This window comes from Bradyrhizobium sp. HKCCYLS2038 (assembly GCF_051167655.1).
GTDB lineage: Bacteria > Pseudomonadota > Alphaproteobacteria > Rhizobiales > Xanthobacteraceae > Bradyrhizobium.
Genome location: NZ_JBNPTM010000008.1, coordinates 228,650 through 244,044 on the forward strand (window position 1 = coordinate 228,650; position 15,395 = coordinate 244,044).

Below are 15,395 nucleotides of genomic sequence, written 5' to 3' on the forward strand. Positions count from 1 at the left end.
CCGCCGGCCTCGGTCCCTACACGTCCACGTTCGCCGACAGTGAGTTGTCCTGGATGAACTCGCGGCGCGGCTCGACGACGTCGCCCATCAGCTTGGTGAAGATGTCGTCGGCCTCGTCGACCTCCTTGACCCTGACCTGCAGCAGCGTGCGGGCCTCGGTGTCGAGGGTGGTTTCCCAGAGCTGCTGCGGGTTCATCTCGCCCAGCCCTTTGTAGCGCTGCATCGCGATGCCCTTGCGGCCGGCGTCGGTGACGGCCTCGAACAGGTCGACAGGGCCGTGGATGACGGTCTGGGTGTCGCCGCGGCGCAAGGAGCCGGGCTTGGCGTAGGCCTCCTGCAGGCGCGCGGCGTAGTCGTCGAGCTTGCGGGCGTCGGCCGAGGCGAGCAGCGCGTCGTCGATGAGGGCCGCATCCTTGACCCCGCGGACGGTGCGCTCGAACGCAAAACCCTGGCCCTCGACGAAGTGGCCGATCCAGCCGCGCTCGACCTCGTCGGCCAGCACGTCCAGGCGCCTTGCGATGTACGCCGCCGCGGCGTCCGCGGTGGCAATGTCGCGGATGATGTCGGGGCGCAGCACGCCGGCGATCGCGGCCTGCTCGACGACCTTGCGGTCGTAGCGGTTGTGCAGGTTGCGCAGGATGTTGCGGACGAGCCGCGCCTCCTCGACCAGCGCCAGCAGGTCGCGGCCTTTCCGTTCCTCGCCGTCGGCGGTCTTGAACACGCAATCGTCGAGGCCGGTGCCGATCAGATAGTCTTCGAGCGCGCGCTCGTCCTTGAGGTACTGCTCGGACTTGCCGCGCGTGACCTTGTAGAGCGGCGGCTGCGCGATGTAGAGATGGCCGCGATCGATGATCTCGCGCATCTGGCGGTAGAAGAACGTCAAGAGCAGCGTGCGGATGTGGGCGCCATCGACGTCGGCGTCGGTCATCACGATGATCTTGTGGTAGCGCAGCTTGTCGACCGAGAATTCGTCGCTGATGCCGGTGCCGAGCGCGGTGATCAGGGTGCCGATCTGCTCGCTCGACAGCATCTTGTCCGGGCGCACGCGCTCGACATTGAGGATCTTGCCGCGCAGCGGCAGCACCGCCTGGAACTCGCGGTTGCGGCCCTGCTTGGCGCTGCCGCCTGCGGAGTCACCCTCGACGATGAACAATTCGGACTTGGCGGGATCCTTCTCCTGGCAGTCCGCGAGCTTGCCCGGCAGCGATGACACGCTGAGCGGACTCTTGCGGGTCAGCTCGCGCGCCTTGCGCGCGGCCTCGCGTGCGGCCGCGGCCTGGATCACCTTGCCGACGATGGTCTTGGCTTCGCCCGGATGCTCCTCGAACCAGGCTGCGAGCGCCTCGTTCAGCACGTTCTCGACCACGGGGCGCACTTCCGAGGACACCAGCTTGTCCTTGGTCTGCGACGAGAACTTCGGATCCGGCACCTTCACCGAGAGCACGGCGGTGAGGCCCTCGCGGCAGTCGTCGCCGGTCAGCGCGATCTTCTCTTTCTTCGCATTGGCCTCGGCATAGCCGTTGACCTGGCGCGTCAGCGCGCCGCGGAAGCCGGCGAGATGGGTGCCGCCGTCGCGCTGCGGGATGTTGTTGGTGAAGCACAGCACGTTCTCATGATAGCTGTCGTTCCACCACAGCGCCGCCTCGACGGTGATGCCGTTGACCTCCGAGCGCACCATGATCGGGGCGGGCACGATCGCCTTCTTGTTGCGATCGAGATATTTGACGAACTCCTCGACGCCGCCGTCGTAGTGCATCTCCTCGCGCTTTTCGACGGCGTGGCGCATGTCGGACAGCACGATGTTGACGCCGGAGTTGAGGAAGGCGAGCTCGCGCAGGCGATGCTCGAGCGTCGCGTAGTCGTATTCGACGTTCTTGAAGGTCTCGGTCGAAGCGAGGAACGTCACCTCGGTGCCGCGCTTGCCCTTGGCCTCAGCGACCACCTTCAACGGCGCAACCGCATCGCCATGGGCGAACTCGATGAGATGCTCCTTGTCGTCGCGCCAGACCCGCAGCTGCAGCTTGCTCGACAGCGCGTTGACGACGGAGACGCCGACGCCATGCAGGCCGCCGGACACCTTGTAGGAGTTCTGGTCGAACTTTCCACCGGCGTGCAGCTGGGTCATGATGACTTCGGCCGCTGACACGCCTTCGCCCTTGTGGATGTCGACCGGGATGCCGCGGCCGTCGTCGCGCACAGTGACCGAGTTGTCCGGATTGAGCACCACCTCGACCGCCGTGGCGTGACCGGCGAGCGCCTCGTCGATCGCGTTGTCGACGACCTCGTAGACCATGTGATGCAGGCCGGAGCCGTCATCGGTGTCGCCGATATACATGCCCGGGCGCTTGCGCACGGCATCCAGGCCCTTCAACACCCGGATCGATTCTGCGCCGTACTCGTTCGCGGGGGCAGGCTCGTTGTCGGCGATGGTTTGCCGGGCGGGTTCGGTCATGTGAGGCCTTTGAAGGGGTCCCGAAGGGCGATGTCGCGCTGGGGTGCTGAGAACGCCATTTGTGCCATGAAAGACAGGGCGCGCATAGCGCAAAAAGGGATGTGTTAAGACATTGAAGAGATGGGTTTTTTTAACGGATTTTCAAGCCGTGCGAGAGCCTGTTTCGGGCCGTGCGAAAGGCCGATTCGGAGGCCGTCCGGCGGGGGCTCGGAAGGAGCCTGGAATGGTCGCGTCAGGCGGCGTTCCAACGGCGTCGGGCCGCCCGTTGGGGCAGCCCGAGACATCGTCGCGAGGGTTCGAGCAGAGAGCGCTGCGGAACGTCCGTCGGTTCAATACAGCGGCAGCGGCAAGGCCCGGCCGGTCGGCCCGACCAACAAGCCCCAGGCATCGCCGGCGCCGAGCTCGATCGTGTCGCGTATCGGCGCGCGGCTGGCGATCTTGATCTCGTAGCGGTACTTGCCGGGCGGCAGGTCGAGCAGCGGGCCCTTCGGGATCTTCGGGCTGCCGGTGCCGGCGGCGATCTTGACGGTCTTCTTGTTGATCGTCAGCACGGCGTCGGCATCGCCGATATTGCCGAGCATCAGCTTGGCCTGTCCGGGATTCGGCAGGATCTCTGCCTTCGCGGCGGCGTCCGTGTTCTTCTGCACCAGGTTGATCGAGGTCTCGCCGCGGGCGCGGCCGAGCGTCAGCACGGCAGGCCCCTGCGGCGAGGTGAAGGCGAGGCGTGCCTTGTCGGCGCTGCTCTGCGCGCCCTCCGGCTTCTCCTGCCAGCCGAGCTTGGTCAGTTCAACACGGTAGAACGCCAGCACGGAAGTGAGGTCGGCGGGCACGCTGGCTTCGAGCTCGAGGCGCACCGGGGTGTCGAAGCCCGGCGGCTTGGAGGTCGCCATCGAGGTCGCGCTGTGCTCCTTCGGCACCGGCAGCGCCGAGGAGGGATCGGCTTCGAGCGGCGCGGCGTCCTTGGCCGGTTGCGCTGCCGCCTGGGCGCCCGCCGCCGGCTTCGCCGCCGCGATCAAGCCGGTGCCGTCGGCCGTCACGTTCACCTTGGGCCCCATCTGCATGATCGTGAAGCTGACCGACTTGCCCTTCGCGGCAAACTCCAGATGCGCCATGGTCGGATTGTCGATCACGGTCGGCGCCTCCCTGTAGCCGGTCGCCTTCAAGGTCGAGCGGAAGAAGCCGGCGAGCGCCTTCACCGACGATGTGGACTTGAACTCCAGCCGGCCCTGGCTGCCGTCGAACTCGACCGCCTCTGCGGTCTCCGGCAGCGCGATCGGCGCGGGATTTTCGGCCAGCGTCCTCACAGGTGCGTCGGACATCGCGCCGGCCTGCGCGGCGCGGCGGACCTCGTCGGCGGCGATCACCTGCTTGGCCATCGCGGCGGCATCGGCCATGAACTTGTCGTCGGCATCCTTCTTCGCCTTGGCGCGGGCGGCCAGTGCGGCGTCGGTGGCGCGCACCGACAGCTCGACCATGGTGAAATCGTATTGGCGCGACAGCTTCAGCGTTCCGGTCTCCTCGGCCGAGGCGACCTTCAGCGTCACGTCCTCGGGCGTTCCTGGCGCGGCAGCATCGATCCGCCAGCCGCGCGCGGGCAGCTCGCGCGTGTAGAAGGCGAGCACGGCCGGCAGTTCGGCCATCACGGCGCCCTTGGCCTGACGGCTCGGAGATGTGTCGCTGCCGAGGCTCTGCGACCACTTGGCCGGCTTCGGCATCGGCAGGCCGGCGCGGTCGTCGCCGGCTTCGAGCTGGCTGGGCAGCGCAAATGGCGCGATCCGGATTTCGACTTTGGTCTTGCCGTCATCGCGCCGGGTCAGCGTCAGCATCACCGGAGCCTGGCGGCGGGGTTCATCGTTGGCGACGCGCTCGTAGAAGGCGCGCACGCCGTTGGGCGTGGTCCCGCTGAGATCGGCATTCGGCCAGCGCGCCGCCGCTTCGGTCGTGAGTGGCTGCCAGCCGATCGCGGTCATCTCCTTGGCGAAGAACGCCTGCGCCGCCTCGAGTGCTGAGGGCACGATGCAGGACAGATACGGCCGGGTCTCATCGAACATGAGATCCGTGGCGCCGTCGGGGAACGGCAGGTCGGCGTAGATCCGCAGCGGCGCGTAGCTCACCTCCGACAGATCCATGCGGCCGCCGCTGCCGGTGAAAGACACAGACAGGCCCTGCTTGCCCTTCTTGTAGTTGAGCGTCGTATAGCGCTCCTCGAGCGGACGGACATAGCGCACCCAGCCGTCGGCGCTCAGCAGCTGCTGCGTGGCCGTCGTCGTCGCGGCGGGCGGCGTCGGCAGGCGGTAGATGGCGCGATAGCGATCGGAGCGCGCCGTATCCTCGACGGCGCCCTCGAGGCGCGGCACCGTGTGCACGTCGACGATGGCGTCATCGGCCCGCGCCGTTGCAGTACAGCTCGCGAGCAGCAACAGCCCGCATGCGAACAGCCGCAGTCGCGGCGCGGCGGTGGCCTGCTGCCTGAGCTTTGACATCACAATCTCCAGCAATTCGATGGAAGGCGCTTCGCCTTGGGGACGTTGTCGAACGCCGGCCGACGCCGTCACGCCGTTCAACGACTGCTAGTCGGGCCTGGGAACTGATAGGTTCAATGGCGGGATGGCGTTACCGCCGCGCGGTGATCCGGCCGCCTTCGACGTCGAAGATTTCACCAAGCTCGCGCAGCTCGGCAAACGCCGCGGGATCGGCGCCGGTCAGCCACACCTGGGCACCGAGCGTGCCGAGCTCGCCGAACAGCGCCGTGCGGCGGCCGGGATCGAGGTGGGCGACGATCTCGTCGAGCAGCAGCATCGGCACGATGCCGGTGGTCTCGGCGACCAGCGTCGCATGCGCGAGGATGAGACCGATCAGCAGCGCCTTCTGCTCGCCGGTGGAGGCATCGCGCGCCGGCATGCTCTTCGGTGCGTAGATGACGTGCAGGTCGGTGAGATGCGGGCCATCCAGCGTGCGCCCCGCGGCAGCATCGCGCGCGCGGTTGTCCCGCAGCATCGCGCGGTAGCGGTCCTCGACGGCGAGCGCGGGCTCGGTCAGCAGCGCGTTCTCCATCCAGCCGTCGAGCGCGATCTCGGCGGAGGGAAACGCCGACGCCGCGCCGCGCTGGCGCAGCATTGCGGCGAGCTTCACGGCGGTCTGGCCGCGGCTGGCGGCGACGGCGACGGCGAGCTCCGCCGTCTCGCGCTCGATCGCGTCACACCAATGGTCGTCGAAATTGCGCACCTCGAGCAGCCGGTTGCGCGAGCGCAACGAGCGCTCCAGCGCCGACACGCGACTGGAATGCTCGCTGTCGATCGCCAGCACCAGCCGGTCGAAGAAGCGCCGCCGCTCGGAGGCTGCGCCCATGAACAGCCCGTCCATCGCCGGCGTCAGCCAGACCATGCGAATGTGATCGCCGAACGCAGCAGCCGAGCCGACCGACTCGCGATCGATACGGCAGCGCCTGATGGTGCTGGCATCGCTGCGCGGTGGCTCGATGCCGGTGCCGAAGGTGGTCAGCCCCAGCGCGCCCTCGACCTCCGCCGAGACCGCCCAGGAGCCGTCGCCCTGGTTGTCGGCAACGTCCTCCAGCGTGGCGCGGCGCAGCCCGCGGCCCGGCGCGAAGAACGAGATCGCCTCCAGACAATTGGTCTTGCCGGCGCCATTGGCGCCGACCAGCGCCACCATGTCCGCCTGCACGCTGACACCAGCAGCCCGATAGCTGCGGAAATGCGTCAGCGCGAGACGATTGATGCGGGACGGGGTCATTGAAGAAGTTGTAAGCCCAAATCTGTCATTGCCGGGCTTGACCCGGCAATCCATCGTCCGCGTCAGCGGACGATCTCATCATATAGGTCTCGCCAATCCGGATTGCCTGCGACGATCAGCTCGATCTTCCATTCACGTGACTAGTGCTTGATGTTCTTCTCGCGCTGCAATGCTGCGGCGATCGTTTCGTGCGCCTCGAAGTAGACCAGCCGCTTGATGCCGTAGCGCCGGGTAAAACTCTCTGCGAGCCCCTCCCGGTGCTCATAGATCCGCCGGACAAGAATCGTTGGTTACGCCGACATAGAGCGTGCCGCCCGGTTTGCTCGCGAGAATGTAGACCCAGTAGGTCATTTGTGGGGATGGATGGCCGGGTCAAGCCCGGCCATGACGAGTGAAACCTAATCTCGCAGCAAGAAACGAGCAGCGGCGCGCCTCACACCCGCATCGGCATCAGTACGTACAGTGCATTTCTATTGTCGCGGTCCTGGATCAAGGTCGGCGAGCCAGGATCAGCCAGGCGCAACACCGCGACTTCACCCTCGATCTGGGCGGCGATGTCGAGCAGGTAGCGCGAGTTGAAGCCGATATCGAGCGCGTCCGCGGCGTATTCGACCTCGAGCTCTTCGGTGGCGCTGCCGGAGTCCGGATTGGTCACCGACAGCACCAGCTTGCCGGGCGCCAACGCCAGCTTCACGGCGCGGCCACGCTCGCTCGAAATGGTAGAGACGCGATCGACGGCGGCGGCGAAATCGGCCTTGTCGACGACCAGTTCCTTGTCGTTGTTCTGCGGAATGACGCGGCCGTAGTCCGGGAAAGTGCCGTCGATCAGCTTCGAGGTCAGCACCACCTGGCCCAGGGTGAAGCGGATCTTGCCCTGCGACAGCTCGATCTTGATCTCGCTGTCATTGTCCTCGATCAGCCGCTGCACCTCGCCGACAGTCTTGCGCGGCACGATGACGCCGGGCATCTCGGCGGCGCCCGCAGGCTGCGGCAGATCGACCTGGGCGAGGCGGTGGCCGTCGGTGGCGACGGCGCGCAAGGTCGGCTGCTTGGCGCTGCCGCCGGCATGCAGATAGATGCCGTTCAGATAGTAGCGCGTTTCCTCGGTCGAGATCGCGAACTGCGTACGGTCGATCAGGCTTTTGATGTCCTTGGCGGGAACCCCGAACGCATGCGTCATCTCGCCCGCGGCGAGGTCCGGGAAGTCGCTCTCCGGCAGCGTCTGCAGGGTGAACTTGGAGCGGCCGGCGCGGATCGCCAGCACCGCGCGCTCGCCGTCGCTCTCCAGCACGATCTGCGAACCGTCCGGCAGCTTGCGCACGATGTCGTAGAACATGTGCGCCGGCACGGTGGTGGAACCCGCGGTGGCAGTCTCGGCGGCCAGCGTTTCCGTCACTTCGAGGTCGAGATCGGTGGCGCGCAGCGACAACCGCCCATTCTCTGCACGCACCAGCACATTGCCCAGGATCGGGATGGTGTTGCGGCGCTCGACCACCCGATGGACGTGGCCCAGCGACTTCAGCAGCTGCGCGCGTTCGACGGTTACCTTCATTGCACTACCCGCCCGTTCCCAACTGAGCTTGTCCTGGAATGCCGGCGGGCTGGAACAGCGCCGCGGCCGATGGCACCTCGCGCCCGAACGGCGCTTGTCCAGCGTCCAGGAGCGTGAGGGGGAGGTGTAAAGTGGCGCGGATGGGGCCCGAGCGCAAGGGAAAGCGGGCCGGTTTCCCACGTTTCAGCAAGCGTTTCCGCGCATGTGAGGGCGGGGCGGCGGAAGCCTTTTAAATGCTTGATCCGAGAGCAGGGCACCGCGGCTGGGGCCGGACCTTCTGTCCGCGCCCCCTGGCCGATCGGGCTCGCCGAGCGGGCGCTAGTCCTGCAGCTGGCGCTTGAGCGACTCGACCTCGTCGTTCAGCGTGATGTCCTTGCCGACCAGCGCCTCGATCTTGCGCACGGCGTGCAGCACCGTGGTGTGGTCGCGCCCGCCGAAGCGGCGGCCGATCTCGGGCAGGGAGCGCAGGGTCAGCGTCTTTGCGAGGTACATCGCCACCTGGCGGGGGCGGACGACATTGGCGGTGCGGCGCGACGACAACAGGTCGGAGCGGCTGACATTGTACTGCCGCGCCACGACGCGCTGGATGTCCTCGATCTTGATCCGCTTCGGCTCCTGCGGGCGGACCAGGTCGCGCACCTCGCGCTCGGCCATGTCGAGCGTGACCGGCTGGTTGTTCAGCTTGGAATGCGCCAGCAGGCGGTTGATGGCGCCTTCGAGGTCGCGGCCGTTATGGGTGATCGAGCGGGCGAGATAGTCGAGCACCGGCTCCGGCACGTCGAAACTGGCGTGATGGGCGCGGGCGGCTGCGACGCGCGATTTGAGAATGCCGAGGCGGAGGTCCTCGCCCAAGGCGGCCATCTCGACGACGAGGCCGCCGGCGAGCCGCGAGCGGACGCGATCATCGAGGCTCTCGAGATCGGACGGCGGCCGGTCGGCCGCGATCACCACCTGCCGTCCGGCATCGATCAGCGCGTTCAACGTGTGACAGAACTCGGCCTGCGTCGACTTGCCTTGCAGGAACTGCAGATCGTCGATCACCAGCACGTCGATGCCGCGCAGCGCCTCCTTGAAGGCCAGCGCTGTCTGCGATTTCAGCGCCGCGACGAAACCGTACATGAATTTCTCGGCGGTGAGATACAGCACCTTGCGCTCGCCGCCGGCATTGCCGGCCCAGGTCACGGCTTGCAGCAGATGCGTCTTGCCAAGGCCGACGCCGGCATGGATGTAGAGCGGGTTGAACATCACGGGATCGCCGCGGCGGCCATCGGCGACTTGGCGGGCGGCCGCATGGGCCAGCGTATTGGCGCGGCCGACGACGAAGCTCGCGAAAGTCAGGCGCGGGTCGAGCGGCGAGCCGCCGAGCGCGTCGTGGCTGGCCGCGACCGGTGCAGCGGCCAGCGTGCGCATGTCGTGGGCCGGCTTGATGTCGCTCCGCTCGGGACGACGGGCTTCGACCGCCACCGGAACCTCCTTGACCGGAGTCGCGCAGCGCATGGCGGAGCGGACCGACAGATCAATGCGGTGAACCTCAGGCATCTCGGCCTGCCAGCACGACAGCACGCGCTCGGCATAATGCGCCTGGATCCAGCTCTTCAGGAACCGCGTCGGGACCGACAGATGAACGCTTTCGTCCTGGACGGCTTCGAGGTCCATGCGGGCGAACCAGCTCGTATAGACGTCCTCGCCGACGGTCGAGCGCAGCCGACCCTTCACGCGAGACCAGCGTTCCTGTTCCGAATTTGTCATGGCAGTCGCAACTTTTCGAATTGAGTGGTGGTGTCGTGTGATCGCCGTGCAGATGTCCTCGAAGGAATCGTCTGCCGCGGCGAGACCTCGAGCGGAGGCTCGACTTCAGCCATAGCTTCGCCGTCCAGCGCGTACGCTGTCGGGCAGATCAATGCTTGGTCGAGGGAGGTCTCCGCGAGGTCAGCGCATACTCGGGTGCGCAACGGCGAGGGGAGGTCCGATGGCGGTGGTCGTGTCGACCGCTAAGGGTGCGTGATCCGGAACCGGTGTCTGGTGTCTAACAGCGATGTGTCCGTAAAGCATGCAACCTCCCCGCCTCACCGCGATTGCTCACGGCAAGTTGTCCTATCTCACAAGTCCCATAGGCATCCGCGTCCGAACCCCAGATCCAGCCGCAGTGCCGTATATCCCGTCCATTGTCCACTCACTAAACGAAGCCGTCGCAAGCTTCAGCCGGGTCGAGCGTTGTCGTATTTCTCTTGTTCAAAACGGCGCAACGATGATGTTGTGCCCGAGAAATTTCGACAAAGTTCAGTCGTTTCCCATATTGCTATGGGAATGAGTCCGGCCATCGCTTTGGAAAGCGTCGCCAACGCGCACACCGCCGCCGATTTGCACGTCCGCCCCGTTTTCTAAAACCGCGCTGGTCTCAAGATCGTGGGCGCCGCGAGTGGATTTAAGAAATACACGATGCGCCGGGACTCGCAATCCATTTGATCGGACGAGCCGCGACGACTCTTTGCGCCGCTTGCTGCATCGCCTCGCGCGTTAAGAAAGCAAGGTTTTGAATCATCGCGAGGAATCTCGAATGCAACAAACAACATGGTCTGCACAAAATTTCTTCATAATTTTTTTACGTATGCGCCGAGCCTGACCGCTTTTCCAACCACTTCATCGCGCTATGCACTTAAGTCATTTTCGAGACGATGTTTTTTGCGATTGCTCGACGCGGGTAACTCCCGCCGCGCGACGTGCGCGAGGCGAACGTCCGATCGTGCGCTCTTGACATCGACGCGCATGCACAACGCAGATTCGCGCGTGTTTCAGGTGCAGCAAAATTGTCACCGCGTAGATTTACGGAACGACATCACGTAGGACTACGGGAGGTGTCAGGCGATCGCGACAATCGACTGTTTCAATGCGCGTGGAGATCGTCGTGAGGCTGTGATGCTCCCTGAGCTAGAGCGCTCGTTGCGAGCAACACGCAGCTGACGACGTCAATGCGCACCAGATCAATGTTCACGTGATCGATGCGCAAAAGAAAGTGCGCAAAAGAAAAGCCCGGCGCGAGCCGGGCTGTTTGCATCTTGATAGTTCGTCAGTCGTTCGTACGATTCACTTCGCGAGCTTCGCGATCTGATGAGCAAGGCGCGACACTTTGCGGCTCGCGTTGTTCTTGTGAATGATGTTGCGCTGCGCGGCGCGCATCAGCTGCGGCTCGGCATTGGCCATCGCCTTCAGCGCAGCGTCGCGGTCGCCCTTCTTGATCGCGTCTTCGACCGAACGAACGGCGCCGCGCATCTGGGTGCGGCGGGACTTGTTGACGATGGTGCGGCGGGCAATCTTGCGCGTCGCCTTCTTCGCGGAAGTGGTGTTGGCCATGCTCTCAAATATCCTTCGACGGCGAGCAGTCGCCGCGCTTGCGGGGTACGCGCGCGGCCCGCTTGACGCGGTCCAATCGACGCGGTGGTTGTTCGGACGCCTCTCTGAGAATGCCATGGCCGGAGCGGATTATGCTCGGCGGATCGGCGCTGCTCAAAGAACAGCGGCGGCGAGATTGCGCCCACCGCCAATGGCGACCTTATAGGGGCAGGGCCGCCGAGCGTCAACGGTCTCTAGCGCCGTCGGGCCGGCGAAAGTCGCCAAAAGCGCCATCTAAGCCCCTGACGAGGTTGAATTTATGAAGGGTCCCCGCTATGGCCTTGCTGCCTTTTTGGGGCATCGGAGAGAGGGCAGGTGAGGCATGATCCGCGGTTTTTTCCGCCTGGTGGGGCTATTGCTGCTGGCGGGGAGCTTCATCTTCGTCGTCTATGACGGTGCCCGGTGGGTGGCCGACCAGAGCCTGCAGTTCACCCGCTTCGGCCAGCTCTGGAACGACGTCCACCAATCGAGCCAGGCGGCATTCAAGGCCTCCGTCGAAGCCAAGGCGCCATTCCTGTGGGATTGGATCGTCAAGGTGCTGCTCGACCAGCCGGTCTTCGCGGTGCTCGGCATCCTCGGCATCCTGCTGATGCTGCTGTTCCGGCCGCGCCGGCCGCTGATCGGCTATTCGCGCGACTAGGCACCGGTCGCAGCCCGAATAGCGAAGGCCCGCCGACGGCGAAGGCAACGCCGTGGAACCGCGGCGGGCGGTCGCGCCCGGCCTCGGCGTAACAGCGCTACAGCTCGCTGCGTAGAGCCCTATATAATCCAACACGATCGGTCATCGCGCCCGCCGGCTTTCCGGCGGGAACTATGGCCATGAGGAGACATGCGATGTTCTTCATGCGCAAATCAACTGCCTTGCCGACCGCCGCCGATGCCTTGCCCGGCCGCGCCCAGCCGATCCCGACGGCCCCGACGCATTTCGTCAATGGTCGCCGCCTGCTGCCGCCCTATCCCGCCGGCCTCGAGCAGGCGGTGTTCGGGCTCGGCTGCTTCTGGGGTGCCGAGCGCAAGTTCTGGCAGCTCGGCGACGGCATCCACGTCACGGCCGTCGGTTATGCCGGCGGTCACACGCCTAACCCGACCTACGAGGAGGTGTGCTCGGGACAGACCGCGCATACCGAGGTCGTGCTGGTGGTGTACGATCCCAAGGTCATGTCGTACGAGCGGCTGCTGAAGACGTTCTGGGAGAGTCACGACCCGACCCAGGGCATGCGCCAGGGTAACGACGTGGGCACGCAATACCGCTCCGCCATCTACACCTTCAGCGATGCGCAGCGCGAGACGGCCGAGGCCTCGAAGGCGGCGTATGAGGCTGCGCTGCGCGCCAAGGGACTCGGAGCCATCACGACGGAGATCGCACCGGCCGGGCCGTTCTATTTCGCCGAGGATTATCATCAGCAGTATCTGGCCAAGAATCCGGCCGGCTATTGCGGTCTCGGCGGCACCGGTGTCGCGTGCCCGATCGGCGTCGGCGTCAGCGCGTAAGCCATCGCGCGCCACAACACGGTCAGCATCAGATCCCCCTCCTGCTCCAGGAGGGGGATTTTTTTCGCTCGAATCTCCCCCGTTCGGATGCGCGTGCGGCCCGCCGGGACTACACGTGCCAACGGTTTGTTAACCTTAACCGCGCATGACTAGGACACATCCTCATCCAAGGATTGTTCGAGTGCGCGCGTTTTTTCTTCCGGTCATTGCCGTCGTCTCCACCATCCTGCTGTCGGGCTGCATGCACACGGCGTCCCCCGTCGCCGTCATCCAGCCGCAGAGTGATCTCGACGCAATGGCCTATGGGACGCCTTCCGCCACCCCGGTTGCCGCCACCGGGCAAAGCGGGGCGATCCCGGCGCTGCGCAACGCGTATGCCGCTGCTCCGCGTGCGGGCTACGTGCCGGCGCGTTCCGATGCGGCCTATCATCTCGACGCCGGCGACAAGCTGCGCGTCGTGGTCTACGGCCAGGAGGGCCTCACCAACACCTACGCGATCGACGCGTCCGGCTCGATCACGATGCCGCTGATCGGCAGCGTGCCGGCGCGCGGCCGCACCACGGCAGGCCTCGCTGCCGAGATCACGACCAAGCTCCGCAACGGCTACATCCGCGAGCCCTCGGTCGCGGTCGAGATCGAGGCGTATCGACCGTTCTTCATTCTCGGAGAAGTTCAGGCGCCGGGTCAGTACCCCTACGTCCCCAACATGACCGTCGAGAGCGCGATCGCGATCGCCGGCGGCTTCTCGCCGCGCGCCCGGCGTGACATCGTGACGCTGACTCATACCGATGCGTCCGGCGCCGCGCGCTACGAGGTGCCGCTCGGCACCTCGCTCAAGCCGGGTGATACGATCCAGGTCGGCGAACGCTGGTTCTGACGCTGCACGCGTCGTCCAGCTGCAGCCTACATTGCTGCGGAGTGACGCCGTGATCGCTCCGCCGTCATTGCGAGCGTAGCGAAGCAATCCAGGGCTGCGCGTGAGACTCTGGATTGCTTCGTCGCTTCGCTCCTCGCAATGACGGTGGTTGGACCTTCAGCGCAGATGCTGCGCGAAGAACGCCAGGCTGCGCGTCCACGCCAAATCGGAGCTCGGCTTGTCGTAGCTCGCGCGCTCGTCGCAGCCGAAGCCGTGCTGGGCGCCGGGATAGACCAGGACCTCGACGTCCGGCCGCTTGGCCTTGATGGTCTCGACGTCGGTCAGGGGAATGCCTGCATCCTTCTCGCCGAAATGCAGCTGGGTGGGCACGGTCGGCTTGTCTTCGGCAAAGCGCACCACGGCGCCGCCGTAATAGCCGATCGCGGCCTTCAGCCCCGTCAGCTTGGTTGCGGCCGCATAGGCGATGCTGCCGCCGAGGCAGAAGCCGATGATGCCGACCGGCCCCACGCTCTTGACGGCATCGATCGCTGCCTGGGTATCGCGCAGCATCGCCGGCCAGTCGGGATTGGCGACGAATTTCCGTGCGACGGCGATTTCGTCGGGCGAGTAGCCGGAGGTGAAGTCGGGTTCGACGCGGTCAAAGATCGCGGGCGCGATCGCGACGTAACCCTCTGCGGCGAGACGGTCGCAGATGTTGCGGATGTGATGGTTGACACCGAAGATCTCCTGGATCACGACCAGGGCGCCCTTGGCCGTGCCGGCCGGATCGGCCCGGTAGGCGCCGAGCTGGAAGCCGTCCGATGCCGTCAGCTTGATGTCCTGTCCCACGTTCTGTCCTCTTTGCATTCGACAGGCGCGCTCAGCGCCACATCCAGTTGGTGCCGTAGTCCTCTTTCCAGCCGGTCAGCCGGCCCTTGCGGAACTTGAGGAAGAGGCGGTGATGGTGCGGAACAAGCCCGCTGCCGCCGAGATTGCGCAGCGCCAGAAAGGTCTCGTTGCCGGCCGTGCCGTTCAGGTAGACGAGCGGTTGCTCCAGCACGCGCGATGTCTCACCGACATCCATGCCGAAGGCAAGCGGTGTGGTGTTGGATAACGTCGCTGTGAAAGGCGCACGAGCCGTGATGGCGGGCGCCTCCCAAGCCGCGGCGTCACCTGCAATCAGCAGGCCAACCGCCAAGATCGGCGGCAAGACAGACGGGATGACCGCGGCGAGGCGCCTTCCATGCGCAGGTATCCTCATCAGCTGATCTCTCCTTCGACGACGTCGGCGACAACATCCATCTCTTAGCTCGTGCGGTGCTGCCGTCCCAGCGCTTCTGCGCCGCACAACGCAAAATGCCGATTCATTTCGCAAGCCGTCGTTCCAATTCCCGTTGCGTCGCCGCAGTAACGCGATCATTCTTCCCGACGACTGGCATCGAACCGGTGGATGCCGGAGCGTTCATAAACCGAACTTCGCCGTAAGCGAAGTCGTACGCCGGGCGGGGAAGAAACCACATGCCTAATCTCACCATCAATGGACGGACCATGTCCGTCGATGCGGCGAACGACACGCCGCTGCTATGGGTCATCCGCGAGCAGTTGCAGATGACCGGCACCAAGTTCGGCTGCGGCGCCGGGCTGTGCGGCGCCTGCACCGTGCATGTCAACGGCGAGGCCGTGCGCTCGTGCCAGACCATGGTCGGCGACGTCAAGGACAAGAAGATCACCACCATCGAGGGTCTGTCGCAGAAGGGCGATCATCCGCTGCAGAAGGCGTGGGTCGCCGAGCAGGTGCCGCAATGCGGCTACTGTCAGTCCGGTCAGATCATGCAGGCGGCCTCGCTGCTGGCCAAGACGACGAGCCCGACCAAGGAGGAGATCACAGCGCACATGGACGGCAA

At 65.6% G+C, this 15,395-nt stretch carries 12 protein-coding genes and 1 pseudogene; 4 read left to right on the top strand and 9 right to left on the bottom strand.

Annotated elements, in window-relative coordinates:
* Positions 1 to 16: 16 nt before the first annotated feature.
* The 7 genes and pseudogenes from gyrB to rpsT all read right to left on the bottom strand — a co-directional run bounded on the left by gyrB (position 17) and on the right by rpsT (position 11,105).
* Positions 17 to 2,452 carry a DNA topoisomerase (ATP-hydrolyzing) subunit B gene (gene gyrB / locus ACQR1I_RS30365; protein ID WP_434869758.1) on the bottom strand — a complete coding sequence of 812 codons (2,436 nt, stop codon included), beginning with the start codon at positions 2,450 to 2,452 and terminating at the stop codon, positions 17 to 19.
* A 329-nt stretch (positions 2,453 to 2,781) separates the two neighbouring features.
* Positions 2,782 to 4,935 (bottom strand): hypothetical protein, encoded by a 2,154-nt coding sequence (locus ACQR1I_RS30370; RefSeq protein WP_434869759.1) that lies wholly within the window; start codon positions 4,933 to 4,935, stop codon positions 2,782 to 2,784.
* Positions 4,936 to 5,065: 130 nt separating this feature from the next.
* Complete coding sequence (gene recF, locus ACQR1I_RS30375; RefSeq protein WP_434869760.1) at positions 5,066 to 6,202, bottom strand: DNA replication/repair protein RecF; 1,137 nt, start codon at positions 6,200 to 6,202, stop codon at positions 5,066 to 5,068.
* Between the two features lie 62 nt (positions 6,203 to 6,264).
* A pseudogene (locus ACQR1I_RS30380) lies at positions 6,265 to 6,553 on the bottom strand (GIY-YIG nuclease family protein).
* Positions 6,554 to 6,635: 82 nt separating this feature from the next.
* Positions 6,636 to 7,754 (bottom strand): DNA polymerase III subunit beta, encoded by a 1,119-nt coding sequence (dnaN, locus tag ACQR1I_RS30385; protein WP_434869761.1) that lies wholly within the window; start codon positions 7,752 to 7,754, stop codon positions 6,636 to 6,638.
* Between the two features lie 318 nt (positions 7,755 to 8,072).
* Entirely contained in the window at positions 8,073 to 9,503 is a 1,431-nt protein-coding gene (gene dnaA / locus ACQR1I_RS30390; RefSeq protein ID WP_434869762.1) for a chromosomal replication initiator protein DnaA, read from the bottom strand.
* A 1,335-nt stretch (positions 9,504 to 10,838) separates the two neighbouring features.
* Entirely contained in the window at positions 10,839 to 11,105 is a 267-nt protein-coding gene (rpsT, locus tag ACQR1I_RS30395) for a 30S ribosomal protein S20 (RefSeq protein ID WP_434869763.1), read from the bottom strand.
* A gap of 361 nt (positions 11,106 to 11,466) precedes the next feature.
* On the opposite strand from rpsT, the gene ACQR1I_RS30400 reads away from it, so the two are divergent.
* From ACQR1I_RS30400 to ACQR1I_RS30410, 3 genes are all read left to right on the top strand, one after another.
* Positions 11,467 to 11,784, top strand: coding sequence for a hypothetical protein (locus ACQR1I_RS30400; protein WP_434869764.1), 318 nt, complete (start codon positions 11,467 to 11,469; stop codon positions 11,782 to 11,784).
* 194 nt (positions 11,785 to 11,978) lie between these two features.
* Positions 11,979 to 12,635, top strand: a complete 657-nt coding sequence (gene msrA, locus ACQR1I_RS30405) for a peptide-methionine (S)-S-oxide reductase MsrA (RefSeq protein ID WP_434869765.1) — start codon at positions 11,979 to 11,981, stop codon at positions 12,633 to 12,635.
* A 181-nt stretch (positions 12,636 to 12,816) separates the two neighbouring features.
* Complete coding sequence (locus tag ACQR1I_RS30410; RefSeq protein ID WP_434869766.1) at positions 12,817 to 13,512, top strand: polysaccharide biosynthesis/export family protein; 696 nt, start codon at positions 12,817 to 12,819, stop codon at positions 13,510 to 13,512.
* A 156-nt stretch (positions 13,513 to 13,668) separates the two neighbouring features.
* On the opposite strand, the gene ACQR1I_RS30415 is transcribed toward ACQR1I_RS30410, so the two are convergent.
* Both ACQR1I_RS30415 and ACQR1I_RS30420 read right to left on the bottom strand, forming a co-directional pair.
* Positions 13,669 to 14,340, bottom strand: a complete 672-nt coding sequence (locus ACQR1I_RS30415; protein ID WP_434869767.1) for a dienelactone hydrolase family protein — start codon at positions 14,338 to 14,340, stop codon at positions 13,669 to 13,671.
* 31 nt (positions 14,341 to 14,371) lie between these two features.
* On the bottom strand, positions 14,372 to 14,752 hold the full coding sequence (locus ACQR1I_RS30420; protein ID WP_434869768.1) for a hypothetical protein: 381 nt from the start codon (positions 14,750 to 14,752) through the stop codon (positions 14,372 to 14,374).
* Between the two features lie 257 nt (positions 14,753 to 15,009).
* Here ACQR1I_RS30420 and ACQR1I_RS30425 point away from each other — a divergent pair.
* Positions 15,010 to 15,395, top strand: a 386-nt coding sequence (locus ACQR1I_RS30425; RefSeq protein ID WP_434869769.1) for a (2Fe-2S)-binding protein, incomplete at its 3' end; no start/stop codon positions are given.

Excerpts from the sequence above, each read along its gene's own strand:
- gyrB (WP_434869758.1), bottom strand. The coding sequence starts at position 2,452 with ATGACCGAACCCGCCCGGCAAACCATCGCCGACAACGAGCCTGCCCCC.
- ACQR1I_RS30370 (WP_434869759.1), bottom strand. The coding sequence starts at position 4,935 with ATGTCAAAGCTCAGGCAGCAGGCCACCGCCGCGCCGCGACTGCGGCTG.
- recF (WP_434869760.1), bottom strand. The coding sequence starts at position 6,202 with ATGACCCCGTCCCGCATCAATCGTCTCGCGCTGACGCATTTCCGCAGC.
- dnaN (WP_434869761.1), bottom strand. The coding sequence starts at position 7,754 with ATGAAGGTAACCGTCGAACGCGCGCAGCTGCTGAAGTCGCTGGGCCAC.
- dnaA (WP_434869762.1), bottom strand. The coding sequence starts at position 9,503 with ATGACAAATTCGGAACAGGAACGCTGGTCTCGCGTGAAGGGTCGGCTG.
- rpsT (WP_434869763.1), bottom strand. The coding sequence starts at position 11,105 with ATGGCCAACACCACTTCCGCGAAGAAGGCGACGCGCAAGATTGCCCGC.
- ACQR1I_RS30400 (WP_434869764.1), top strand. The coding sequence starts at position 11,467 with ATGATCCGCGGTTTTTTCCGCCTGGTGGGGCTATTGCTGCTGGCGGGG.
- msrA (WP_434869765.1), top strand. The coding sequence starts at position 11,979 with ATGTTCTTCATGCGCAAATCAACTGCCTTGCCGACCGCCGCCGATGCC.
- ACQR1I_RS30420 (WP_434869768.1), bottom strand. The coding sequence starts at position 14,752 with ATGAGGATACCTGCGCATGGAAGGCGCCTCGCCGCGGTCATCCCGTCT.